The sequence below is a fragment of the Candidatus Krumholzibacteriia bacterium genome (assembly GCA_035268685.1).
Taxonomy (GTDB): Bacteria; Krumholzibacteriota; Krumholzibacteriia; order JAJRXK01; family JAJRXK01; genus JAJRXK01.
The window spans coordinates 45,846-70,955 of sequence record DATFKK010000180.1 but is presented as its reverse complement, the minus strand read 5'-3'; the positions used below and the strand labels follow the sequence as shown (position 1 = coordinate 70,955).

21 protein-coding genes are annotated in these 25,110 nt (G+C 69.9%); 9 read left to right on the top strand and 12 right to left on the bottom strand.

What is annotated here, in order from left to right; genetic code table 11:
• Positions 1 to 65: 65 nt before the first annotated feature.
• The 7 genes from VKA86_17575 to VKA86_17545 form a co-directional block, all read right to left on the bottom strand.
• The gene (locus tag VKA86_17575) at positions 66 to 719 is read right to left on the bottom strand and encodes a CYTH domain-containing protein (protein ID HKK73015.1); all 654 of its coding nucleotides are present in this window, start codon (positions 717 to 719) and stop codon (positions 66 to 68) included.
• Positions 720 to 1,149: 430 nt separating this feature from the next.
• Positions 1,150 to 3,876 (bottom strand): M14 family metallopeptidase, encoded by a 2,727-nt coding sequence (locus VKA86_17570; protein HKK73014.1) that lies wholly within the window; start codon positions 3,874 to 3,876, stop codon positions 1,150 to 1,152.
• 148 nt (positions 3,877 to 4,024) lie between these two features.
• Entirely contained in the window at positions 4,025 to 5,170 is a 1,146-nt protein-coding gene (locus tag VKA86_17565; protein HKK73013.1) for a DegT/DnrJ/EryC1/StrS family aminotransferase, read from the bottom strand.
• Positions 5,171 to 5,373: 203 nt separating this feature from the next.
• Entirely contained in the window at positions 5,374 to 5,949 is a 576-nt protein-coding gene (locus tag VKA86_17560) for a cob(I)yrinic acid a,c-diamide adenosyltransferase (GenBank protein ID HKK73012.1), read from the bottom strand.
• Between the two features lie 43 nt (positions 5,950 to 5,992).
• Positions 5,993 to 7,024 (bottom strand): iron ABC transporter permease, encoded by a 1,032-nt coding sequence (locus VKA86_17555; protein ID HKK73011.1) that lies wholly within the window; start codon positions 7,022 to 7,024, stop codon positions 5,993 to 5,995.
• A 2-nt stretch (positions 7,025 to 7,026) separates the two neighbouring features.
• On the bottom strand, positions 7,027 to 7,830 hold the full coding sequence (locus tag VKA86_17550; GenBank protein HKK73010.1) for an ABC transporter ATP-binding protein: 804 nt from the start codon (positions 7,828 to 7,830) through the stop codon (positions 7,027 to 7,029).
• The gene (locus VKA86_17545; protein ID HKK73009.1) at positions 7,827 to 8,711 is read right to left on the bottom strand and encodes a helical backbone metal receptor; all 885 of its coding nucleotides are present in this window, start codon (positions 8,709 to 8,711) and stop codon (positions 7,827 to 7,829) included. The genes VKA86_17550 and VKA86_17545 overlap by 4 nt, the downstream gene beginning before the upstream one ends.
• A gap of 184 nt (positions 8,712 to 8,895) precedes the next feature.
• Between VKA86_17545 and VKA86_17540 the strand changes: the two genes are divergently transcribed.
• Positions 8,896 to 10,086 carry an FIST N-terminal domain-containing protein gene (locus VKA86_17540; protein HKK73008.1) on the top strand — a complete coding sequence of 397 codons (1,191 nt, stop codon included), beginning with the start codon at positions 8,896 to 8,898 and terminating at the stop codon, positions 10,084 to 10,086.
• Between the two features lie 14 nt (positions 10,087 to 10,100).
• Here VKA86_17540 and VKA86_17535 read toward each other — a convergent pair whose 3' ends face one another.
• From VKA86_17535 to VKA86_17520, 4 genes are all read right to left on the bottom strand, one after another.
• Positions 10,101 to 10,487, bottom strand: coding sequence for a DUF302 domain-containing protein (locus VKA86_17535; protein HKK73007.1), 387 nt, complete (start codon positions 10,485 to 10,487; stop codon positions 10,101 to 10,103).
• Positions 10,488 to 10,519: 32 nt separating this feature from the next.
• Entirely contained in the window at positions 10,520 to 10,876 is a 357-nt protein-coding gene (locus VKA86_17530) for an STAS domain-containing protein (protein ID HKK73006.1), read from the bottom strand.
• Entirely contained in the window at positions 10,876 to 12,126 is a 1,251-nt protein-coding gene (locus VKA86_17525) for a hypothetical protein (protein ID HKK73005.1), read from the bottom strand. The genes VKA86_17530 and VKA86_17525 overlap by 1 nt, the downstream gene beginning before the upstream one ends.
• A 352-nt stretch (positions 12,127 to 12,478) precedes the next feature.
• Complete coding sequence (locus tag VKA86_17520) at positions 12,479 to 14,680, bottom strand: DPP IV N-terminal domain-containing protein (protein ID HKK73004.1); 2,202 nt, start codon at positions 14,678 to 14,680, stop codon at positions 12,479 to 12,481.
• Positions 14,681 to 14,825: 145 nt separating this feature from the next.
• Between VKA86_17520 and VKA86_17515 the strand changes: the two genes are divergently transcribed.
• A complete protein-coding gene (locus tag VKA86_17515) occupies positions 14,826 to 15,599 on the top strand; it encodes a hypothetical protein (GenBank protein ID HKK73003.1) in 774 nt (257 codons plus the stop codon).
• A gap of 18 nt (positions 15,600 to 15,617) precedes the next feature.
• On the top strand, positions 15,618 to 17,249 hold the full coding sequence (pruA, locus tag VKA86_17510; GenBank protein ID HKK73002.1) for an L-glutamate gamma-semialdehyde dehydrogenase: 1,632 nt from the start codon (positions 15,618 to 15,620) through the stop codon (positions 17,247 to 17,249).
• A 71-nt stretch (positions 17,250 to 17,320) separates the two neighbouring features.
• Here the strand turns inward: pruA and VKA86_17505 are convergent, their stop codons facing one another.
• Positions 17,321 to 19,990: a CHAT domain-containing protein gene (locus tag VKA86_17505; GenBank protein HKK73001.1), complete on the bottom strand. Its 2,670-nt coding sequence runs from the start codon at positions 19,988 to 19,990 to the stop codon at positions 17,321 to 17,323.
• A 146-nt stretch (positions 19,991 to 20,136) separates the two neighbouring features.
• Here VKA86_17505 and VKA86_17500 point away from each other — a divergent pair, with 146 nt between their 5' ends.
• The 6 genes from VKA86_17500 to VKA86_17475 all read left to right on the top strand — a co-directional run bounded on the left by VKA86_17500 (position 20,137) and on the right by VKA86_17475 (position 25,106).
• Positions 20,137 to 20,733, top strand: coding sequence for a sigma-70 family RNA polymerase sigma factor (locus tag VKA86_17500; protein ID HKK73000.1), 597 nt, complete (start codon positions 20,137 to 20,139; stop codon positions 20,731 to 20,733).
• A gap of 13 nt (positions 20,734 to 20,746) precedes the next feature.
• Complete coding sequence (locus VKA86_17495) at positions 20,747 to 21,394, top strand: hypothetical protein (GenBank protein HKK72999.1); 648 nt, start codon at positions 20,747 to 20,749, stop codon at positions 21,392 to 21,394.
• A gap of 134 nt (positions 21,395 to 21,528) precedes the next feature.
• Positions 21,529 to 22,401 (top strand): alpha/beta fold hydrolase, encoded by an 873-nt coding sequence (locus VKA86_17490; protein ID HKK72998.1) that lies wholly within the window; start codon positions 21,529 to 21,531, stop codon positions 22,399 to 22,401.
• 78 nt (positions 22,402 to 22,479) lie between these two features.
• Positions 22,480 to 24,159, top strand: a complete 1,680-nt coding sequence (gene ettA, locus VKA86_17485) for an energy-dependent translational throttle protein EttA (protein HKK72997.1) — start codon at positions 22,480 to 22,482, stop codon at positions 24,157 to 24,159.
• Between the two features lie 91 nt (positions 24,160 to 24,250).
• On the top strand, positions 24,251 to 24,811 hold the full coding sequence (locus tag VKA86_17480) for an NUDIX hydrolase (protein ID HKK72996.1): 561 nt from the start codon (positions 24,251 to 24,253) through the stop codon (positions 24,809 to 24,811).
• A gap of 19 nt (positions 24,812 to 24,830) precedes the next feature.
• Positions 24,831 to 25,106: a hypothetical protein gene (locus VKA86_17475; GenBank protein ID HKK72995.1), complete on the top strand. Its 276-nt coding sequence runs from the start codon at positions 24,831 to 24,833 to the stop codon at positions 25,104 to 25,106.
• Positions 25,107 to 25,110 lie beyond the last annotated feature (4 nt).

Genomic DNA, 25,110 nt, shown 5'->3' with positions numbered 1-25,110 from the left:
GCGCGCCCACGAACGGCCGGCTCCGCCCAGCGGGGCCGGCCGTCGCGTACCCTGCTCGTGCGGATCTACGCGGCGCCGCCCCGGAGAACACGCTCGAGCCGCGCGCGCTTGCTCACGTCGGACGGCCGCCAGGGCAGGTCCAGGCGCTCGAAGATCGAACGCAACCGCGAGACGGCGTCTTCGGCCCCGCTCGCGTCCTCGACCTCGAGCTCGGCCTCGTACAGGACCTCGCCGTTGGGGTAGGTGGTCTCGTCACACTCCACGACCAGACCCTCGAAGCCGGGCAGGGGCGCCCGGCGGCGCAGGTTGCGCATGGTCCCGACCGGGCGCAGGCCCGCCTCGCGCAGCCGCGGTGGAAGGTCCTGATCGCCGAGCAACCGCTCGACGGCCTGCAGGAGCGGCGCACCGCCGTCGGACAATGCGGCCTCGCGATCGGGATCGAGATCGGTCTCCCACTCGCCGCGCTCGACGAAGTCCCCCCGCGCCGTGCCCGTGGTCTTCACGGTCAACTTCAGCGAGCCGTTCTCACGGCGAAGGCGCACGGCCCACCCGGCCGCGCTCCAGGTTCCGTCGCCGTCGTCGAAGTACACGTTGACCTGGTGCTGCGGGGTCGACTCGGGGCCCAGGGCGTCGATCAGACGCCGGACGGCCTCGCGATCGGGCAACAGCAGCTTGAGCTCGGTCTCGACCGGGCGCGACCCGGGATCCGGCGGCGTCATCGGTGAGTCCGTTCGAAGTCGAGGTGGGAGCGCGGACGGGTCGGAGCTCCGGAGTGGATCGACCGGGGAACCTGGTCCCGTGGTTCCGCCGGTCCTCCGAAACCTGCCCTGCATCGCGAGCGTTCACCACGCCCAGTGAATCGCTCGACAGGTCGACTCACGGCGCCCGTGTGTGAGCTCGACCCCCAGTTGCGATGCATGCGGACCACGTCCGCGCTCCTCTTCGGTCCGATCCCGGCGCGGGCCGGGAAGACCTCGGGAGGTTAACGATCTCTTGACCGATCGTCGATGGTCAGTCTACCCGAACCCGTGACCCGCGCCAGCGGTAAGGGTCTTCAAGATCTGTGGTGTGCGATCCTACACGCAATCCGTCGTGATGGGCGTCACGAATACGTGGCGTCTCGACACCGATTCCAGGACTGAATCCCGCTCAGCCCGCGAGACTCGGTCCCAACAGCAACCCGTTCAACAGCAGGCGGTGCAATCCTTCCCACGTGCCGCGGAATCCGGGGTCCTCGGCGAACAGGATCACGCGGCCGCGGCCGCGCGTCTCCTCGACCAGGTAGGCCTTGCCCTTCAGGGCCTCCTCCATGACCGGCCACATGAATCCCGACCGCCGCGGCTGTTCGGAATCGATCCGCGCAACCGTACGTCCACTCCGTGACGGAGTCAGGATGCGATCGCTGAGGACCGGTGCGTGGGCCGTTCGGCTCTCGCCGAGCGTGAGGTAGTGCGACTCGTCCAGTTGCAGGCGCACGATGGCACCGGGCGTCCGTAGCGGGCGGCGCTCGGGAGGCAACGGCGAACCGGGTTCGTCGGGTTCGGGATCGGCACCGACCACGAACTCACCCAGACGTCCTTCCTCGTCGGTGAGATCGGCCAGATCGCGCACACGTTGGACGGTGGTCCATTGCTCGGTGTCCTCGCCGCGCGGCTCCACGATGGCTGCCGCGCCGTCACCCACGGCGACCAGGACTCCACCGGCTTCGACCCATCCTTCGAGTGCGTCCAGGGGAAGTGCGTGCGCGTCGGCCAGGGAGGGAATCAGCAGTGCGTCGAAGTCCGACAGATCGACCCGGTGCAGCGAACCGAGCAGGAGCGTGGTGAAGTCCAGGCCGTAACGGTCCTCGAGCAACCAGTTCAGCCCGCCCGCGCTGGCCGGCGAGACCCCCGGTCCGGTCACCAGACCGACCGACGGCTCGCGCAGGACCCGTGCCTGCCCACTGCCGAGGGATGGCCCGCGATCGGTCCAGCTCGCGTCGATCCCGTGGACGTCGACTCCGGCCTTCCGGGCCACCGACGCCATCACGTCGTCGAGGTCGACCACGTGGTCGTTGGCGGCCCGCTTGACGACGAAGCTTCCGCGCGGAATCTCGACGCCGCCGTGCACGAAGGCACCGAGCACCGTCTCGACCTGCAGGCCGGCCCTCCAGCATGCGAGCAAGGCCTCGACCGCCGCGTTGTCGCGGTAGGGCACGATCCAACCGTAGCCGGCGTCCCGCGACCCCACGATGCCACCGTCGGGATGCCAGTCGGCCTCGCCGTGGCGCAAGCGTTCGCTCGGGACGTCGAGACGCCGTGACGAAGTGTAGGCCTCGACCCCGTAGCTGAACACCAGCGACCAGGCGGTCACGTCGTAGAAGCGGTTGTGGAGGCCACGTTCCCGGCGCGCGCGCTCCTGGGCGAGGAACTCGTCGTCCATCGGCGTATGGGGATCGAGCAGGCTCCGCACGAGCGCGTACGCGGGCTGCTGCACGGGAATGCGGAAACTGCCTGCGGGCAACCGCACGTCGCGCTCGTCGTCGTCGTCGTAGACGGTCAGCGAGACCTCACGCGCCTCGTTGGTGCGCCACACTTCGATCCCCTGCTCCGCGAGCACATGGGCCAGACGTGTCGCCTCGGCACCCTTGGTGGCCACCGAGACGACCAGCTCCTCGCGGCGGTCGTCCTCGGCCCGGCGCCGGGCCTCCTCGTGGAACTCGACATAGGAGCGCACCAGGTCCCGCGATCGCTCGGCCGTCGTGCGAACCGTCGTCAACGAAGCCACGAAATGACGGTGCACGGCGTCGGCATAGCCCACGATCCGTCCGCCGCGCTGACGCAGCGCCCGACCACGCGTGGTGGCCTGCTCGTAGGTCATGCCCACTGCACCCTGCAAGGTCGGCCAACTGTCCCCGTAGCCGGGGTAGAAGAGATCGAAGTCCTCGCGCACGTAGTAATCGAAACCGCGCGCGTCGAAGGCTTCCGCATTGGCCCGTCCGAAGACCTCGAACCACTCGAGGTGGTCTTCGGGGATGTTCGGATTGATGGGGTCGGCCGGCGGAGGGAAGAAGTAGCTCGACTCCCGCCCCATCTCGTGCAGATCGACGAAGACCTGGGGACGCCAGCGCAGGAAGGCATCGACGTGCGAACGCGTCTCCTGTTGCGTGAGGAACGCCCAGTCGCGATTGAGGTCGAAGAGGAAGTGGTTGGTGCGCCCACCGGGCCACAACTGCCAGTGCTCGGCCGCCCACGGGGAGGGATCGGGATCGAGTTCGTGCCGGCCGAAGTTGCGGACGTGCTGCAGGAAGCGACGGCGACCGTCGGGGTTGTGCGAGGCACCGACGAGGACGATCGACTCGCGCAGGATGTCTCGCGTGCGCTCGCTCCGATCGGCCGCCAGGTGATAGGCCAGCAACAGCCCCGCGTCCGAACCCGATGCCTCGTCTCCGTGCACACTGCAGGCGATCCAGACGACCGGCCGCAACCCCTCGGCCGCGCGACGGCGGCGCTCCTCGTCGGAGCGCCACGGATCACGGACGATCCGTAGCAGCGAGTCCCGACGGCTCGTCGAGACCTCGACCCCCGGTTCGCCGATCACGAGCAGCAACAGCGGGTCGCCCTGCACGCTCCGTCCCATCCGTTCGACCCGCACGCGATCGCTCGTGCGCTCCAGGGCGCGCACGTAACCGAAGATCTCTTCGACGGTGGTATGACGCTCGGCAAAGGGACGCCCGAGCCACTGGTCGGGATCGGGGACGCTCGGATCGTAGTCGGCTCCGTCGACCCACGAGCGCCAGTCGGCCGCGGACGCGGACGTTGCGATCAGGACGAACAGGACGGCATGGACCGCGAGGACGATCCCGCGGGTCGATCGGCGGTGTCGAGCGAGCTGCACGGGGTACCGGGAGGGGTCGAGAGGATCAGGGACGGGCGGACGCGCCGTAGGGCGAGGCGCTGGGATGATCGTACACGGAGATCATACACGAAGCGGCGCGGGAAAGTCCCGCGCCGCTTCGCAAGGTTCACACGGTCGTGTCGTGGGGTCAGCGCCCGGCCGCCGCCGCCCGATCACCGCTCACGGCCCAGCTGTGGACCGCCTCGATCACCCGTTCCTGGTCGTCGATCTCCATGTAGGCCGACAACGGCAACGAGATCACGGTCTCGCAGAGCTCGGCGGTCACCGGGGTGGGCACGCGCCGCTGGATCACGCGCTGCAACGAGACCTGCGTCTGCACCGGCCGCGGGTAGTGCAGGGCCGTGGGGACCTCGAGTTCCGAGAGATGATCGCAGAAGACGTCGCGCGATCCGGAGTCGGCCAGCCGGATCGTGTACTGCGCGTAGCTCGAGAAGCGACCCGGAGCGATGAAGGGCGTCCGGACCAGGTCGGCCAGCGCCGTGTCGTAGCGCTCGGCACACGCCCGGCGCAGCTCGACCTCACGCGGGAAGGTGTCGAGCTTCACCAGAAGAGCCGCGGCCTGCAGGGCGTCCAGCCGGCTGTTCACACCCAGGACGGCGTGCTCGTGACGACCCACCTGACCGTGCTCGCGCACGAGGCGGATCCGCTCGGCCAGATCGTCGTCTTCGGTGAAGACCATGCCCCCGTCACCGATCCCTCCCAGCGGCTTGCTCGGATAGAACGAGGTGAAGGCCGCCGTCCCGAAACTCCCGCTGCGACGATCGCCCAGACGGGCTCCCAGCGATTGACAGGCGTCTTCGATGCAGTGGACGCCGAATTCCTCGGCCATGGACTCGAACACGTCCATCGCCGCCGTCTGGCCGAAGAGGCTCACCGGCACGATGGCCTTCACCCTCGGCGTCATCGCCGCGCGCGCGGCGACGGGATCCATGGTGAAGGTCAGTGGGTCGACGTCGACCATCACCGGCGTGGCCCCGACGTTCGCCACGGCCTCGGCGGTGGCGATGAACGTGAAGTCGGGGACGAGCACCTCGTCGCCGGGACCGATCTCGAGGGCCATCAGCGCGAGTTGCTGGGCGTCGGTCCCGGAGCCGCAGGCAATGGCGTGGCGCACCCCCACGTACTCGGCGAGTCGCTGCTCGAGCTCGTGCACCTTGGGGCCGTTGATGAACATTCCGGAGCGGACGACATCGGCGATCGCCTTCTCCACGTTCTCACCGTGGACACGCATCATCGCGGGAACGTCCACGAAGGGGACGGGTCGTCGCTGCACGACAGCCACCTCCAACACGGGTTGTCGGGCGTCCGCGGCGGCTCGCCGACGGTCGACGCCCTTGCGTCGTGACGTGCGGTGAGAGGCACGGGCAGGAGTCCGCCGTCCCGACGCGCAGACCGGAGCGGGGCACACCCCGATCCCAGATTGCCCGTCAGGCTAACATCAAGCCGTGAGCGTGGCCACAACGCTCGGGCGCTGTCTCAGGATCGATTCTTCCCGGGGACCCACAGGACGTCCCCCGCCCCCTGCGCATTCGCCGCCCGTGCGAGCACGAAGAACAGATCGCTGAGACGGTTGAGGTACTCGAGCACGTGGGACCCGATCTCCTCCTCGGCCGCCAGATGCACCGCACATCGTTCGGCGCGCCGACACACCGTGCGCGCCTGGTGGAGCAGAGTGGCCAATTCCGTGCCACCCGGCAGGACGAAGCTCTCGAGAGGCTGCAGTGACGCGTTGTGCTCGTCGATCGCGGCTTCGAGGGCTCGGACCTGCCCATCGGTGATCCGCAGGCCCTCTCCGTTACCCGGTGTGGCCAGATCGGCTCCGAGGTCGAACAGGTCGTGCTGCAGCCGCTCCAGGAGTGCGCCCACCGCGGCGGAGATCTCGCCACCGTCGCGACGGGCCGCGACCACGGAAAGGCCGAGCACCGCGTTCAACTCGTCGACGGTGCCGTAGCTCTCGAGCCGGAGGTCGCACTTCGGACGGCGGGATCCGTCGACCAGGCCCGTCGTCCCGTCGTCGCCGGTCTTCGTGTAGATGCGTGTGAGCCGTACCATGCGTCGAACCTAGTCCCGGGGCCTCCGCTCGGCCACCGCGCGTTCAGGGCCGGGTGCGCTGGCGCAGCAGGAGCACGAGGAAGGCCGGCCCTCCGAGCAGCGCCGTGAGGACTCCCACCGGCAGCTCGCTGCCCCGGCCGAGAAGGGTGATCGACCGCGCGACACCGTCGGCCACCACGAGGAAGGTACCGCCGAGCAACATGCTCCCGGGGATCAATGCGCGATGTCCGGCGCCGAGGAGCGCGCGCACGGCGTGCGGCGCCAAGAGACCGACGAAGCCGATCGGGCCCGTGACCGCCACCACGGCGGCGGTCGCCAGCGAGCCGGCCACCAGAACGCGACGTTGGGTCCGTGCCACATCCACGCCGCGGGCCGCAGCCAGCTCCTCGCCCAGAGCGAGCTGATCGAGAGCCGGTGCCGCTCGCAGGATCACCAACAGCGCCGGGACCACCAGCAACGGCAGCGCCGCGAGTTCGTCCCAGGACCCGATCTGCAGCCCGCCCATCATCCACCGGTCCATGGCGCGCAGCCGCAGCGGATCCGACAGGAAACGCACCAACAGGATCGCCGCGCCGAACACGAAGTTCAGCGTGACGCCGGCCAGCAGCAGCTCGTGCGCCCCGAGTCCCGAAGCCCGCCGCGCGAAACGTTCCAGCGTGAGCACGTTCACCAGGGAGAAGGCAAGTGCGAAGACGGTGATCGTCGACAGCGGCCCCACGGTCAGCGAGAACGCCGGAACGCTCAGGGCGAGGAAGGCGCCGAAGGCCCCGGCGAACGAGACCCCCAGTGTGTACGGCGTGGCCAGGGCGTTGCGCAGCAAGGTCTGGAAGCTCGCCCCCGCCGCGGCCAGCGTGGCGCCGGCCACGAATCCGGCCACGATGCGCGGCAGGCGCAGCGCGACGACACGCCCGTCGGTGCCGGGATCTCCGGCCCACCACTCGGCCAGTCCCTTCAGGGGGTCGATCGGAACCCGCCCCCACCACGGGGCCGCCGCGAGAACGGCCACCGCCAACAGGGCCAGGGCGGCGAGCGCGCGTCCGCGCGAGCGGAACCGGCCGGAGGTCGGACGAGCCACGGTCATCGGGCCTCGCCGCCCGCCCGGGGCAGCACGCAGGGCCCCCCGGTCGCGGGATGGGGACCGATCCAGCTGCTGGGACCGAGGACCGGCCCCAGCACCTCGGGCCGGATCACGTCGCCCGGGCTTCCGCCGGCCAGGACCCGTCCCTGGTGCAGGGCCACCACCCGATCGCCGAAGGACGCCGCGAGGTTCAGGTCGTGCGTCGCGATCAGCACCGCGAGCCCCGCGCGCGCGCGGGCGTGCAGCAATTCGAAGACCGACACCTGGTGGGGCAGGTCCAGCGCCGCGGTCGGTTCGTCCAGCACGAGAACGCGCCCGCTCTGGGCGATCGCGGCCGCGATCGACACCCGCTGCCGCTCCCCACCGCTGAGCGTGTCGAAGGCACGGGTCTGCAGCTCGACCACGTCGCAGACGGCGATGGCCTCGTCCACGGCGGCCCGGTCGGTCGGTCCGGCCGACGACCACGCCACCGATCGGTGCGGATGCCGACCGAGCTCGATGACCTCGCGCGCGGTCAAGCGGTGCACGGGCTGGACGTCCTGCGGCAGGAAGGCGATGGCCCGCGCGCGCGCGCGCGGATCGAGTGCGGCCACGTCCTGTCCGTCGAGCGTCACCGTTCCCTGGTCCGGATCGCGCAGGCCCGCCGCCAGACGCAGCAGGGTGCTCTTGCCACTTCCGTTCGCTCCCACCAGCACGACGAGATCTCCGGGCGCGACGGTGAGGTCGACCCCGGTCAGCACGGGGACCTGGGCCTCGTAGCCGAAGCCCACTGCGTCGATCCGCAGACCTTCGGTCCCGCTCACCGCGGACCCTCCGCGGCTTCGATCCCGGACGTCGCCTCGGCGAGGGCGCGCGCGGTGCGCACGATGCCCGGCCCCGGAATCAGGGCGGTCGGCGTCTCGAGGCGGCGCACGACCACGCCATCGCCGAGCAGCTCGAACCAGGGTTCACGCCAACGGCGTGGGTCGGTCGGGGCCCCGGCGGCGGCGATCTCGAGCACGAGGTCGGGCGGATCGGCCACCAGCTCCTCCAACGACACGTCGAAGTAGCCACGCCCCCGTCCCTCCGTCCAGGCTCGTGCACCCACGTGCAGCAGCAGCTCGTGCAGGAACGTTCCGTCTCCCGCGGTCAGGACGCTGCGCACGGTGTCGGGGTCCCGCGAGACGACGGGAAGGACGGTCGGGCCGCCGGTGCTCCGCGGCCCACGCAGCGCGGCGAGTTCGGCCCGAAGGGTGTCGACCAGGGCGTGGCCGCGGACGGCCTCTCCGCCTCCGAGCAGGGAATCGATCGCCACCACGCCCCGCAGGATGGACGACACGTCGTCGTCCATCTCGACGTCGGCCACCGCGAAACCCTGATCGGCCGCGAAGGAGCGCAGTCTCTCGCTCCGTCCCTGCAGTACGAGGAGGTCGGGGTCGATCCGTGCGATGGTCTCGAGGTCCGGATCCAGCGCACCCCCGATCCGCGGGGGTTCGGCCGAGGGGTGCGTCCAGTGGCAGTAGTCGGTGATCGCGGCGATCCGGTCGGCGTGGCCCAGCCGCAGGGCGGTCTGCGTGAGATTCGGCCCGAACAACACGACGCGCTCCGGGACGCCGGAACGAGGGGCGCCGCGGTCGGGCGAGCCGCCGCAGGCGACGAGCAGCAGGAGCGGCGCGAGCAGGAGACGGCGAGGTGGGATGATCATCGTGTGCTCTGCTGGAATCGAACCATCGATGGTCCTACAGTGCCGGGGACCGAGATGCGCCGTGTCCCGGATCGGCCGAGGATGCGGCGCATCGTCGGGCGCGTCACGTGGGAATGCGGCGCCGACAAGCTAGGGACCGCGTCCCGGCCTGGCGACGCCGGGAACCGCGAAGGGGAGGACCACCGTGCGTTGGGTCAGTGCCATCAGTGACACGAAGGACATCGACCACGCGCTCGACGCCGTGGTCGACGACGTCCGCCAGGGGATGAACGGCGACCCGGTGGATCTCCTCTTCGTCCACGCCAGCGAACAGCACCTGTTCGATCTCGGGCGCGTCGTGGATCGTCTCCGTGACGGCTTCGGTCCGGGCCCCTCGATCCTCGGATGCTCGGCCGCCGCGGTCATCGGCTCCCACCTGGAGCTCGAGGACCGTCCGGGGATCGTCCTGCTCGCCGCCAACCTGCCCGGCGTGGACATGCGGTGCACGTCGGTCGGCACCGACGACCTGCCACCCCTCGACGGGAGCCCCGCTCCGTGGCGTGACCTCTTCGGTGTGGACCCCCAGCTCCACCCCGACTTCGTGGTGCTGTGCGATCCCTTCACGATCGACCACCAACAGCTGCTGCAGGGCCTGGACTACGCCTACCCCGCGTCGCGAGTCGTCGGGGGGCTGGCCAGCGGTGCGAGCGGACCGGGCGCGACCGCCCTGTTCACCGACGAGGGCATCGAACGCGAGGGGGCGACGGTGCTCGCCGTGTGGGGCAACGTCCGGGTGGACCCGATCGTGGCCCAGGGTTGCCGGCCGATCGGCGCGCCGGCCCGGATCACCGAGTGCGAAGGCCAGTTGTTGCAGGCACTCGACGAGCGTCCGCCGACGGAGGTCCTGCAGGAGGTCTTCACCACTCTCGACGACGACGAACGGCAGCTCGCCCGACACGCCCTGCACCTGGGCCTGGTCGTCGACGAGATGCGCGAGGAGATGGGCCGCGGCGACTTCCTGGTGCGGAACATCCTGGGCATGCACCGGGAATCGGGCGTGATCGCGGTCGGATCGGAGCTGCGGCAGGGCCAGACGGTGCAGTTCCACGTGCGCGACGGACGGACCGCGGCCGCCGATCTCGACCTGCTCCTGCAGCGCTATGTCGGCGGCCGACCCGACACCGAACCCGCCGCCGTCCTGCAGTTCAGCTGCCTCGGCCGGGGCCGCAACCTCTTCGGGACCGCGAACCACGACGTGTCCTCGGTGCACGAAGCACTCGGACCCATGCCCGTGGCCGGGTTCTTCGCCAATGGAGAGATCGGGCCGGTCGGGGGCAACACCTACGTGCACGGCTACACGACCGTGCTCGGTGTGGTCCGCCCCCGCAGCGGCTGACCGGCCGGTGTCGTTCAGACGGCGTCGATCGCGCGCCGCAGCCTCGCGTTGACCTCGTCGGCCACCGGGTCGAGTGCGTCGTTGCCCACGAGTCCGAGCATGGCGTGGGTGTCGATCGCGCCGATCACGGTGTGGCCCTTCTCGTTCTCGTAGACCACCGCGTTGCACGGGAGCAACAGCCCGAGATCCTCTTCCATCTGCAGGGCCTGATGGGCGAAGTGCGGATTGCACGCGCCGAGGATCACGTAGGGCCGGCGATCCTCGTCGAGCTTCTTCTTGAGCGTGTCCTTGACGTCGATCGACGTCAGCACGCCGAAGCCCTCCTTGCCGAGTTCTTCGGTCACACGCTCGACGGCGCGGTCGAAGGGATGATCGACTTCACGGGTGTAGCCGTAGTTCATGGTCTCGCTCCGGGACGCGGGACGGTGCAGGTTCAGTTCTCCGCCGGCGCGACGGCGTCCACCGCCGTGTCGACGTCCTCGAACTCCTCGAACAGGTCAAGGATACGGGCGATGTAGGCCGCACGCCGGTTGCGTTCGGTCAGCCCGGCGAGGGCCACCCGGCCGCCTTCACGGGCCAAAGACGTGTAGTAGCTCACCAGCTTGCCCAGACCGATCGAGTTCAGGAGATCGAGAGCCGACAGGTCCATGACGAAGACACGCTCGCCGTTCTCGATCCACTGTCGGTACTGTGCGCGCAGGGGATCGTCGTCGGGGCCGGCAGTCCACGACCCGCTGAGGTGGACCACGCGCACTCCGCGCCGGGTTTCGTCCTGGAATCGAATGGGCATCAGGCAGCTTCTCCGTCGAGGGATCCGCGCTCCTGCGAAGGCGAGGGAGCGCCGTACAGACTGGCCGGAAACACGTAGGGCATCACGCCCTGAAGGAACTGGCGCCGCTTGTACTCGCGGTGCGAGGTGTAGGCGCGACTGTGGACCGTCTGCAGGAAACTCTCCACGGTGAAGATCTGCAGCTCCACGCTGAACAAGTAGGCCCGGCCGTTCTCCTGTTCGGCGGGACGGTACAGGATGTCCACGTCTTCCTTGAAGGTCTTGAAGTCCGGGGCACTGAACCGGTTCAGCATTCCGTGGTCCTCGGGCCGGCGGAACAGGTCGACCTGGTTGCGGAACAGGAAGATCCCCCCGAGCACGTGGTGCAGCAGCTCGGCGAGCCGCTGGACGTCGCGCTCGGTGGCCACGATGAACTTCGCGCCGAGCATGTCGGTGATCGAGTTGGGGTCGTTGATCCCCTTGCGCAGCATCTTCGAGAGGATCGACGCCGAGCGGTTGCGTTTCATCTGGGCGTAGCGGGTACGCTCGGCCACGCGGTACTCCGTCCCGCCGGGGCTGTAGTCGTAGCCGGCGCTCTCGCGCTTGAAGCGGGTGTCGAAGTGATAGACGTCGACGTCGATCTCGCCGCCCGGGATCGCGCGCTGCACGCGCCGCACCCGGAAGTTCCACGACTCGAGATCATCGCCGTTGCGCGAGACGTCCTGTTCCGGGTCCAGGGCGTAGGCGGCGACCTCGTCGCGCGCGTCGGTGGCGAAGGCCCACAGCTCGCGGTCGAGCAGTTCGATCAGGTAACGCCGGTGGCGCGGCCCGTCCTGCACCACGCGGGTGTGCTCGATCTGGATGAGCAGCTTGGTGAGGTACAGCTTGCGCTGGGCCTCGAACCGGACACGTCGGGCGCGCCCCGGATCGGCGTGGTCACGGGCGAACAACAACTCGCCGAGTTCGCGCAGATCGTTGCACTCGGCCACTTCGGGCAGTGGTTCGTAGCGCTGACGGTCGTCGGGCGCGACGAGGTCCGACAACTCGGAGACGTAGCGCGAGGCGTCGTCGAAGTAGCTGGCCAGCACGCGCTCGTCGACTTCGAGCGCGGATTCGTCGCCCATCGGGTGCAGGAGACGATTCAGCAGGCGTGAGTACTGCCAGTCGTTGCGAAGGGAATCGCGGAACAGCCTCTGGAAGTAGCGCAGTGCGTAGCGATCGCGGCGGAACAGATCGGGATCGAGGAAGGGGTGGGCGGTGTAGTCGGGCACGGTCACCGCCTCTCCTGGGAGTTCTCGCACACCCGGTTCCGACGAAATGCGGACTTCGGTGGCGAATCGGGACGGCTGCGGACTCCGGACGGCCAAAGGGCGCGTCGTGGACGACATGGGGGTTCGACCTCCTGCGTTCGATCGGATCGGGAGGAAGGCCGTTGGGGACCGATGACCGCCAGCATACACGCCACGTGCCGCTCGGTTCCCATCGGGCACCCTATGCGCCGGGCGCCACGAGGGCAAGGGCGTCCCGTGCGCGACACGCCTCCGAGGCCCGAGGCGGGGCCCGGCTCCGGGCCGGGGGCCCGCTCGGCGCACTCCGGAGAACCGAGTGTGGAGGACCGCAGGGTCACTCGGGCGAGCCCTCCACATCGCCCACCGGTGCGACGTGCCGGTCGAGGTGTTCGGCATGACGGCGGTAGACGTCGTAACGCGTGGCCTCACCCGGGAGCGCATGGTTCTTGTCCGGATAGATCATCAGATCGAAGGTCTTGTGTGCCTCCACCAGGGCCGAGACCAGCCGATGCGTGTTCTGGTCGTGCACGTTGTCGTCTCCGGTGCCGTGCAACAACAACAGTGCAACTTCGAGGTCGTCGACCTGGTGCAACCACGAACCCTGTTCGTAGCCCTCGGGGTTGAGACCGGGCGTGAGCATGTAGCGCTCGGTGTAGCCCGTGTCGTAGAAGCGCCAGTCGGTGACCGGCGCGGCGGCGATGGCGGCGGCGAGTCGACCCTCGGCCCGGATCGCGGCCCCGATGCTGGCGTAGCCCCCGTAGCTACTGCCATGGATCGCCAACGCGTCGGGATCGACCCACTCCTGCGCGCGCAGCCAGTCGACCAGGCGCACCTGATCGTCGATCTCGTGCGTTCCGAGCTGCAGGTAGGTCGCGGTCTCGTACTCGACACCGCGACCTGCACTGCCCCGACCGTCGGCGGTGACCACCACCCAGCCGCGCTCGACGAGCATGCGATGGAACAGGCTCCTCGATCCTCCCCAGCGGTCACGTGCCGCCTGGGCACCCGGTCCGCCGTACACGTAGATCAACACCGGGTGCTCCTGCGCCGGGTCGAAGTCGCCGCGCCGCGTGATGCGTCCCCACATCTCCGGCGCTCCTTCGACCTCGATGGTCTGCATCTCGAACTCCACGGGATCGAGGTCCGCCAGGTCCTCCATGGTGTCCTCGTGCAGCGACGCCAGTCGACGGCCGCGCGGGTCGATCAGCTCGACCTGCGGCCGCTGGTCCGCGGTCGACCAGGTGTGGACCACTGCTTCGGCGTCGGGTGCGACCTTCGCGGAACTCCAACCGCGCTCACCGCTCAGACGCGTCAGCCGTGCGTCGTCGAGGTCGAGACGTTCGAGGTTGCGGTCGACGGGCCGTGTCCGCTGGGTCAGCAGGATCGCGTGGTCGGTGTTCGCCCCGGCGATGGAGTGGACATCGAAGTCGCCCTGCGTCAGCGGCTCCAACGCACCCCCATCGAGACGGCCGCGCCAAACGTGCCGGAACCCGCTACGGCGGCTGGTCCACAGGAAGCTTCCGTCGTCGAGCAGGTGCAGGTCGCGGTCGACCTCGACCCACGCCTCGGCCGTCTCCTCGAGCACGAGACGCGGCATCGCATCCGTGTCGGTGAGGTCCAGGGCGAAGAGGCGCAGCCCGCGTTGGTCGCGATCGAGGATCTGGTAGGTCAGCGTGCGACCGTCGGGTGTGAAGTCGGCACGCACGAGGTAGCCCTGGTCGGTGTCGACGGTGGCGATCACGCGCTGCGCGTCGGTGTCGGCCCAGGGATGCAGCAGCAGCGAGACCCGGCTGTTGCGCGAGCCGGCCTTCGGGTAGTCGAAGGGCTCGTGGCGGGGCATGGGTCCGTCCCCGGTCACGACCATGGGGAACCGGGACACACCGGCGCGGTCGAAACGCAGGAGCGCGACGTGCTCGGAGTCGGGCGACCACCACCATGCCTCGGAGAAGTCGAACTCCTCCTCGTAGACCCAGTCGGGATCCCCGTGTGTGACCTGAGCGTCGTGCACCGGACCGATGGTCGCGACCTCGCGCGAGCCGAGGTCGAGCAGGCGCAACTGTGAGCCCACCACGAAACCGACGCGTGCGCCGTCGGGCGAGAAGGCCGCGTGGAGTTCCTGGCCTTCGGAACTCAACCGGAACCGCTCGCCCGTCTCGCGGTCCAGCACCCAGTGGTCGGCGAAGGTCGAGCGCCGCCAGCGTGCTTCGGTCCGGGTTCGCAGGAGCACGTGGCGTTCGCCGGGTGCCACTTCCGCGCTCGCGGCCTCGACCTCACCGTGGACCGGATCGACCCAGGGATCGACGCGCAGCCACGCGCGCTCCTCACCGTTGCTCGCCTCGATGCGCGTCGACACGAGACTGCCGTCCTCGGAATCGCTCCGGACCAGAGCCCGTCCGTCGTCGATCCACTGGACGGACGGGCGGTCGGGACCGTCGTGAGCCCCCTCGAGGAAGATCGACTCCAGCGTGAGGCGATCGGCCGCGGTCGACGTGGTCGTCGACACGGCGAGCAGGAAGAGGAAGAGACGCAGGATCACGGAAGACCTCCGGGGCGAGGGAAGAAAAGCACGACGCGGGCGTATCGAAGCCGTGTGGGGCGCCTTGCGGGCCCCGAGGCCATGCCGTAGGCTACGGCCGCTCTGCGCGCCCCGCCCGCCGAATCGTCCCCCGAGGAGGGTATCCGTGCCCCGTCTTCCGATTCGCAGCGCGCTGCTGCTCGGCCTGGCCGTGGTCGTCGCCGCGCCCGCGGCGGCCCAGGAAAGGACCAGCGCCGCCTACACGTCGACGAGTGATCTCGGCGACGTCCGCCCCTTCCAGGCGTGGGTCACCGACGCCACCTTCACCCGCGGCATCGACGTCGAGCCCGAACTGCGGTTCCAGGACTTCGACTCGGGCAACGTGTTGATCGCCGGCGCTCGCGCCGCGGTCTGGGCGAACGACGATCTCGAGGCCGGCGGTCGCTGGGGCTTCGCCTCGATCGACCCCGACTTCGGTGACGGCGAGACCGGACTGCGCGACCTCGGAGCCTACGCCCGCTACCGCCTGCCGCTGCAGGCGGAGTTCGATGCTGCCGTGGGAGCCGAGTTCACGCTGCCCGTCGGCAGCGAGGACGTCGGCGGCGGGAACTTCGACTTCCGCGGCTTCGGTGCCCTGCGCACCGACGTCGACGGCAATCTCACGTTGATCGGCAACGCCGGCCTCGAGAGCGTCGAGGTCGGCGACGATCGCGAACTCGGCCTGTTCCTCGGAGGCGGCACCATCGTGCCGCTGACCGAGGAGCTGGCAGTGATCGCCGAACTCGACCTGTCCACCGCCACCGACCTGGCCCGTCTGACCGGCGGACTGGACTACGAACTCCCGCCCGGCGGGCACCTCCGAGGCGCCATCGCACTGGGCCTCGACGACGACGCGCCGAACTTCGAGCTGATTCTCGGGTTCGCCATCCCCGTCTACTGATCCCGGAGGATCGTGATCATGCCGAACGGAATTGTCCACCCCCCGCTGCCCGAGAACGAACCGGTCCGGTTCTATGCCCCCGGAACGTCCGAGCGTGAGTCGCTGAAGGCCACGCTGGACGAGATGATGGGGCAGCAGATCGAGATCCCGCTGCGCATCGGTGGCGAGGAGGTCAAGACCGGCAACACCGCCACCTGCGTCTGCCCGCACGACCACGGTCACGTGCTCGCCACCTACCACAAGGCGGGCCCGAAGGAAGTCCAGATGGCGATCGAGGCCTCGCAGGAGGCCTACAGGACCTGGAGCGAGATCCCGTGGGAGCAGCGGGCGTCGGTGTTCCTGAAGGCCGCCGACCTGCTCGCCGGCCCCTACCGCGACGTCGTCAACGGCGCCACGATGCTGAACCAGGGCAAGACCATTCAGCAGGCCGAGATCGACGCCGCGTGCGAGCTGATCGACTTCCTGCGCTTCAACGTCGGCGGCATGGAGCAGATCTACAGCGAGCAGCCCGAGAGCTCGCCCGGCATGTGGAACTACCTCGAGCACCGTCCGCTCGAAGGCTTCGTGTTCGCGGTCACGCCCTTCAACTTCACGGCGATCGCCGGCAACCTGCCGACCTCGCCGGCGATGATGGGCAACGTGGTGCTGTGGAAGCCGGCGTCGACGGCCGTTCTCTCGGCCCACTACGTCATGGAGATCCTCGAGGAAGCCGGTCTGCCGCCCGGAGTGATCAACTTCGTGCCCGGCAGCGGTGGCGACGTCGGCCGCCCGGCCATGGACAGCGAGTTGCTCGCCGGCGTGCACTTCACCGGCTCGACCGAGGTCTTCAAGGGCATGTGGCAGACCATCGGCAACAACATCAAGAAGTACAAGTACTACCCGCGCATCGTCGGCGAGACGGGTGGCAAGGACTTCATCTTCGCGCACAACACGGCCAACGTCGACGAGCTCGCCACGGCCATGGTCCGCGGCGCCTTCGAGTACCAGGGCCAGAAGTGCTCCGCCGCCAGCCGCGTGTTCATCCCCGCGTCGCTCTACGACGACGTCATGGAGAAGGTCGTGGCGACGGTCAAGGACATCGACATGGGCAGCCCGCTCGACTTCCGCAACTTCATGGGCGCGGTGATCGACAAGAACGCCTTCGCCGATCACGTCGAGTACATCGAGTTCGCGAAGAAGGACAGCGAGCACCGCATCGTCGCCGGCGGCGAGTACGACGACAGCAAGGGCTACTTCGTCGAGCCGACCGTGGTCGAGGCCGACCGTCCCGACACCAAGCTGATGGTCGAGGAGATCTTCGGCCCCGTGCTGACGGTGTACAAGTACGACGACGCCGATCTCGACAAGACGGTCGAGGCCTGCGACAAGGCCAGCGACTACGGGCTGACCGGCGCGATCTTCGCGCGCGATCGCGAGGTCATCACCGACCTCACGAACCGGCTGCGCCACACGGCGGGCAACTTCTACATCAACGACAAGCCGACCGGCTCGGTCGTGGGTCAGCAGCCCTTCGGCGGCGGCCGCGCGAGCGGGACCAACGACAAGGCCGGCAGCCCGCTCAACCTCATGCGCTGGGTGTCGCCGCGCGCGATCAAGGAGACCTTCGTCCCGCCCACGGACTATCGGTACCCGCACATGGGCGCCGAGTAGGTTCCGAGAGCATCACACCGACGGTGTGTCGACGGCCGGACCCGGTGGGTCCGGCCGTTCGTCGTTGCGCGTCAGCGGCGCGCGATCCGCAGCAGGAACACGAGACCGGCGGCGAGCAGCAGGACACCGAGCAGCGTCCGGGTCGGCACCGGCGTTGCCAGCGACACCGGGGGGCGGACCGAGGCGTCCCCGTACACCGTCCACGGCGCCCAGTGGCGCGGATGCGACGTCGCCGGATGTTCGCGCAGTCGCGCGACCGCATCCTCGACGGCGGCGCCGACCGAGAGCCCTTGGTCGAGCCCCGCGTAGAAGGCACGGGTGAAGGCGGCCGACACGCCGTCGTCGACGGGCCACGCGGTGGCGACCACCGCCCGTGCCCCCGCCACGAGGAAAGCCTGGGTCAATCCGACCATGCCCTCGCCGTCGATCACACGACCATCGGCACCGCGACAGGCGGAGAGCACCACGAGATCGACGGGCGCCGCGGTGGTGGCGATCGACTCGGCCCGCCACCAGTGCTCGGTGCGTCCCTCGCGAAGGAGCACACCCGAGCGCCACGGAGCCTGGTCGTCGATCGCGGCATGGGCAGCCACGTGCAGGACACCGACCTCGTCGAGCGCTTCGAGTTCGGTGCGTCCGCCCCTGCGTGCGCCGGCGCGTGTCGTGAGGAATGCGATCTCGTCACCGACTGCTTCCAGGAGCGTGCCGTCGCCGTCGCGCTCACCGGCCAGGGCCAACAGCGATGCGCCGACACCCGACGGCCCGGCCTCCGCGCGCCCCACGAGGACCGCCGCCGACGGAACCAGTCCCGTGCGACCGGCGCGCAGCAGCGACGGCGGCAGGCGGAGGAGCGGACCGTCGGCCACCATCCACGCGGGGCCGTCCACGTCCGCGCCGAACAATTCCCGCCCGAGCGTACGTCCGACGTCGAGGACGAGGGCCGGGTCGACGGCGTGGCCGGTCCCCTGCGCCAGCCGTCCCAGGCGCTCGACGCGCGCACGCAGTCCTTCGGGATCGTCCAGACGCCGCACGCGAACCGACGTCGCATCGAGCGTCCACACCCAGACCGCGCGCTCGCCCCAGAAGACCTCGATCCAGACCCGGTCGCCGAGGTGCGCCCGCAGATCGTCGAGCGCTGGAATCCGCTCGATGCCGTGACCGGCGAGCATCGAGTCGTCGGCCCGCGGTCCTGCCATGCGCTCGAGGAGCGTTCGCGTGCGCAGCCGCTGGAGCACCGTCCAGCTCTCCTCCGCCTCCCCCGCGACACCGATCCGACTCCGCAGAGCGGCCTCGGCCAGGCGTGGACTCCACCGCCCGATCACCTCCCGCCACTGCGGATCGGTGGTCACGAGCCTTCGTTGCTCCCAGAGTCCGATCGCCTCCCGCACCACGGTCGCCGCCTCGTCGCGGCGACCGAGCGTGAGCAGGGCCTCGACCTCCAGGACGGCCAACGGAACCCGTTCGCTCTGCAGGCCGAGGGAGTCCACCGCCGCCCGGCTGGACCGGATGTCGCCGAGTACATTCTCGCTCGCCCCGACCCGGAGCTGCAGCTCGCAGCGGAGCCTACGCACACCGAGGGCCTGGATCGCCCCGATGCTGCCCCCGTCGGGCGATGGTGCGCCATCGAGGATCGTCAGAGCGGCGCGGATACTGTCGCGTGCGGCGAGATGGCGTGCGAGCGTGGCGGCGGACCGGAGCCGATCCTCGTCGCTGTCGTGCTCCTCGGCCGCGCGCAGACCCGCCCTCGCCTCGACGACCGCGGCCCCGCGGGCTCCGCGCTCGGCGTGCACGTCGGCGAGCGTTCGCCGGACCGAGGCCTCCAGATCGACGAGCCCTGCTTCGCGCGCGTCGTGCAGCGCCGTGTCCAGGCGTGCGACGGCGCGGTCGTACCGGCCCAGGGACGACAGAGCGCGTGCCGACGTGATCGCCGGCGTCACGGCCGCGCGCAGACGACCGCCCTCGCGCAGCGCTTCGTGTGCGCGCTCGAGCACCCGTGCCGCCGCGGCGGGGTCGCCCACCATCCCTTCGAGGATCCCCAGGTTGGTGAGTGCGTTCGCCTCCATGAACCACAGGTCGAGTGCTCGGCTCGAATCGGCGCAAGCCCGCCAGGAACGACGCGCGGCGTCCAGATCTCCGCCGTTCGCGTGGGCCAGACCCTGGAGCAACAGCACGCTGGGCAGATCGGCCGCGAGCTCCCGGTCGGCGGAGAAGATCTCCGCGGCCCGTGCCAGGTGCGCCTGGGCCTCGTCCGTCCGACCCTCCCGCATGGCACGACGCGCGAGGAGCGTCCGGACCCGGGCCTCGTACGGTGCGTCGCCCAGTCCGGTCGCGCGGTCCAGCAGGCGTTGCATCCAGGGCACCACCCGCGATGGCCGCCCCTGGGCGTCGATGGCGAGGATGATCCGGTACAGGGGCTCCAGGAGCCGGGTCGAGTCGCCGTGGGCCTCGGCCGTGGCCAGGGCCTCGCGGAGGGCCGCCTCGGCCCGGGCGAAGCGACTCGTCCGCGCCAGTGTCCGGCCCCGGTGCGTCTGCAGTGCGATCAGAGCCACCGGATCACGTGCCGCCGTGGCCTCGGACACGAGCCCGTCGACCTCGGCCAGCACCGAGTCGGCGCGTCCGTCCTGCAGCAGGTCTGCCGTGGCGTCGAACAGCGCCCCGATGCGCTCGTCGAGCGGCGCCCGGGCGCTCGCCGCCGGAGCAGCCACGGCGGTCCACAACAAGGTCGCGAGCAGGATCCACATGGTCGAAGAGTTTACGATACGATGGTGACGTTGCACTCTCTCGATCCCACGCGACCGTCTGTGTTCGATCGCGTGACCCGACGGGTTCGCCCTCGTGATCCGCCCCTTTCTCCTGTGACGACCCTTCGCTGCCCGCGTCCCATCCCATGAACGACGACCGACCGCGCTCGCCGAGCGAACTCCAGGACGAGGACCTGGTGGCCCTGGCCGTCGCCGAGCGGGGAACGCCCCGCGGCGAGGCCGCGGCCGCCGAGCTCTTCGGCCGTCACGCAGACCGCATCCACGCGTGGTGTCGTCGCATGCTGCGCGATCCCGAACGCGCGCTCGACGTGGCCCAGGAGGCGCAGATCCAGGCCTGGCGCCACCTCGAGCGCTTCGAGCGGCGATCGAAGTTCACGTCGTGGCTGTTCGTGATCGTGCGCAATCGATGCCTGAGCGCGCTGCGACCGGTGAGCCTGGTACGCGACCCGGAGGCCGATCTCGACGAGGTGGTCGATCCGCAGCGGGGCATCGACGAGGAACTGGTCGAGCGCCAGGACGAAGCCGCCCTGCGACGGCTGATCGCCGAGGTGCTCGAGCCCGACGAGCAGCAGGCCCTGGCCCTGCGTTGCTTCGAGCGCGTCCCGGTCGAGGAGATCACCGTGATCCTCGGCCTGGACAACCGCAGCGGGGCCCGCGCGCTGCTGCAGAAGGCCCGGCGGAAGCTGCGCGCGGCACTGGAACGGCGGGACGGGATCTCGTGAACGGAGAGCGGACATGAGCGACGACCGACGCGACGAGGAACTCGCGGCCATGCTGGCCCGCGATCCCGAGGATCCCGTCCGCGTGGAGTGGGAGCGGGATCCGGCGAACCGGGCGCTCGCCCGGCTGGCCGAGGAATTCGAGCGCACCGGTGCCGTCGAGGGTCCCGAGGCCGCCACGGCCCGCGCCCGGCTGGCGGCCGGGCTGCAGCAGGAGATGGCGGCGGCGCGGCGCACCCCCCGGTCCACTCCCCGCCCGCGAGCGCGGCCGATTCCACGCATCCCGGCACTGGCCGCCGCCCTGGCCCTGGTGGTCGGCGGCGCCTGGCTGATGGCCGACGGCCTCCGCCAACCCGAACCGGAGGTGAGCGGGGTCCTGCGGGGCGCGGAGACCGAGGCGACGACCGGCCGGCTCGAGACCCTGCCCGACGACCGCGTGCGTGCCGGCTGGGAGGCGGTCGCCGACGCCGAGCGCTACGTCGTCGTGCTGCTCGACGCACGGCTCGAGGAACTCGACCGCCTGACGACCCCCGACGACTCCGTGGTCGTGGACGCGAGCGCCCACCCCGACCTGCGCTGGTGGTCGATCGAGGTGCTGCGCAACGGCGACGTCGTCGAGACACGTGGCCCCTGGCCGTGGGCGCCCTCGACGGGCGAACGCTGATCCCCGCGATCTCGATTCCACACCTGCGGATCCGCTCGGGAGTTCGCATCCTGGCCGGGTGGATCGCCCGCCGTGGACGGTGATCCCGGTCCGGGAGGCCTGCCCTGACGTCCCCTCGTCCGAAGCCCCAGCACATGGCCCCGCGTGCGGTCCGCGCCGCGTGCCGGACGCTGAGCACCGTGGCCCCGCCGGTGGCGGCACGCCTGGCGGCCGATCTCTTCTGCCGCACGCGTCCGCGGCGCCTGCGGCCCGCCGAGCGCGAGATCCTGGGCCGCGCCCGTCGACTGGAACTGCCGTCGGCGCAGCGCCGTCTGGTCGCCCACGCCTGGGGGCGTGGCCCGGTCGTGCTCCTCCACCACGGCTGGAGCGGCAACGCGGCGCAGATGACCGCCCTCGTCGATCCGCTCGTCGGTGCCGGCTTCACCGCGGTGGCGCTGGACGCGCGCGGCCACGGGTCCAGCGGCGGTCGCAAGTCGTCCTTCGTGGACATGGTCGCCGACGCGACCGACTGGGTGGATCACCTCGGCGACGTCCACGCCATGATCGGACACAGCATGGGCGCCATGGTGACCGCCCGCGCGCTGGCTCGGCGCGAGGTCGAGCAGGCCGTCCTGCTGTGCCCTCCCGCTGAACTCGCGGTCTATTCCGAGCTGTTCGCCCGTGCCATGGGCTTCGGCATGCGCGCGCACACCGGCATGATCCGCCACTTCGAGCGGATGCACGACGTGCGCTGGCCCGAGATCAGTGCGGAGCACCTACCACCGGATCGGCCGGTGCCGGCCCTGATCGTCTACGACCGCGACGACCACGACACGCCCCCCGAGCACGCCGAACGGTGGATCCGGGCCTGGAACGGCACGGTCGACACGCTACGAACCGAGGGCCTGGGACACCGTCAGATCCTGCGCGATCCCGACGTGCTGCAGACCTGCGCGGACTGGCTGGTCGAACGATCCTCGACCGCCGACCGCACGGATCGCGCCGGAGGCGCCGCCTCGGGCGCGTAGGACGGCCTCCGATTGCCGCCCCCGGGGCTTGTCCCTACACTGCTGCCTCGCCTTCCCGAACACGACAGGAGTCGAGTCTTGGCGCAACAGTACGTCTACACGCTGCACGATCTGCGGAAGATCGCCCCGCCCGACAAGGTGATCCTCGACGGCATCAGCCTGAGTTTCCTGCCCGGTGCCAAGATCGGGATCATCGGCCACAACGGCGCGGGCAAGTCGACACTCCTGAGGATCATGGCCGGCATCGACACCGAGTACCAGGGCGAGATGATCCGCGACGAGAGCCAGAGCGTGGGCTTCCTCGCACAGGAGCCCGAACTGGACGAGTCGAAGGACGTGCTCGGCAACGTGATGGACGGCGTGGCGCCGATCAAGGCCCTGCTCGAGCGCTTCGAAGAGATCAGTGCGAAGTTCGCCGAGCCCATGGCCGACGACGAGATGAACGAGCTGCTCGCCGAACAGGGCGAGCTGCAGGACAGGATCGACGCCGTCGACGCCTGGAACATCGACCGTACGGTCGAGGTCGCCATGGACTCGCTCCGCCTGCCGCCGGCCGACGCCGAAGTGGGCAAGCTGTCCGGTGGTGAGCGCCGTCGCGTGGCCCTGTGCCGGCTGCTGCTCGAGAAGCCCGACATCCTGCTGCTCGACGAGCCCACCAACCACCTCGACGCCGAGTCCGTGGCGTGGCTGGAGGGCTACCTGCGGGACTACGCGGGCATGGTCCTGGTGGTCACGCACGACCGCTACTTCCTCGACAACGTCACCGGCTGGATCCTCGAGCTCGACCGCGGCAAGTACTACCCGTGGCAGGGCAACTACTCGAGCTGGCTCGACCAGAAACTCGCCCGCCTCGACGCAGAAGAGAAGGAACAGTCGGCCCGCCAGCGGACGCTCGCGCAGGAGCTCGAGTGGATCCGCATGACGCCGAAAGCGCGGCAGACCAAGAGCAAGGCGCGCATCCGCCGCTACCAGGAGATGCTCGACGAACAGCGAGGCGGCGGGCCGCGGCAGAAGATCGAGATCCACATCCCCACCGGGCCGCGCCTGGGCGACGTCGTGATCGACGCCGAGAACCTGGCCAAGGGCTACGACGACCGCCTGCTGATCGACGGCCTCGACATGAAGATCCCGCCCAACGCGATCATCGGCGTGATCGGCGCCAACGGCGTGGGCAAGACCACCCTGTTCCGTATGATCGTGGGCCAGGAGCAGCCCGACGACGGCCGCCTGCAGCTGGGCGACACCGTGGAATTGGCCTACGTCGACCAGAGCCGCGAGAGTCTCGACCCCGAGAAGACGGTGTGGGAGGAGATCAGCGGTGGGCAGGACGAGATCCAGCTCGGCGATCGCAAGCTGAAGAGTCGGGCCTACGTGGCCAGCTTCGGCTTCAAGGGCAACGACCAGCAGAAGAAGGTCGGCAAGCTGTCGGGCGGGGAGCGCAACCGGCTGCAGCTCGCCAAGATGCTGCAGACCGGCGGCAACGTCCTGCTGCTCGACGAGCCCACCAACGACCTGGACGTCGACACCCTGCGCGCTCTCGAGAACGCGCTCGAGAACTTCGCGGGCTGCGTCGTGTGCATCAGCCATGATCGCTGGTTCCTCGACCGCATCGCCACGCACATTCTGGCCTTCGAGGGCGACAGCCGGGTCCGGCTGTTCGAGGGCAACTTCCAGGACTACGAGAAGGTGCGGAAGGAAGAACTCGGCGACGAGGCCGACCGCCCGCACCGCGTGAAGTTCAAGAAGTTCCACGCCTAGTCGGCACCGACTGGGTCCCTCTGCGACTTCCGGGCTTTACGAGTCCGCCGATCCTCGCCAAGATGCCGCATCATTCCACGAGGAGGCCTCCGTGCTCGATTCCATCCGCGGCCTGATCGACGATCACGTGCCCGCCGACGACCTCGAGGCCCGTCACCTCGACACCATGCGACGGGCCCTCGGACGGGGCGACGCCGTCTGCACGCGCTCCTGGTTCGATCCCGGACACTTCACGGCCAGCGCCTTCGTCCTGTCGCCGGCCCAGGACTCGCTGCTCCTCGTCCACCACTCGAAGCTTCGGCGCTGGCTGCAACCGGGTGGACACGTCGAGGCCGGCGACACCGATCCTCTCGCCGCCGCGCGGCGAGAGGTGCTCGAGGAGACCGGCCTCGACCGGCTCGCCCCCATCCGACACGGCCTGCTCGACGTCGACGTGCACGAGATCCCCCCTCGTGCCGACGAGCCCGCCCACCTGCACCTCGACCTCCGCTTCGCCTTCGTCGCGGGACACTGCGGCGTCGCGGCCGGCGACGGCGTCGATGCCGTGCGCTTCGTCCCACTCGATCACGTCGAGCGCCTGGGGGCCGACGCCTCGGTGCTGCGCGCCGTCGACAAGCTCTCGAGCACGGTCGCCGGGCGCGCCCGCGCCTGACCTTCGGCGGGGGGCGGCGATGCGTATCGGTCGACGTGCAGTTCCGGCCGCCGTGGTGGCCGGGTTGCTGCTCCTGATCGTGGGGGCCGCTGGACCCGCGGCCGGGGCCGAGGACTACAAGCAGGCGCCCCCGCCCGAGGAACTCGACCGGCGGGCGTCGGAATACGTCACCGGGCGGCGGATCGTCGCGGTCCTGCTGATCGGAGGGACGCTCGCCGGCGGCCTGATCGCCTCCTTCTCTCGTCGGCGTGCAAGGCGAAGAGCCCGCGAGGACGACGACCGCGACGACACCTGAACCG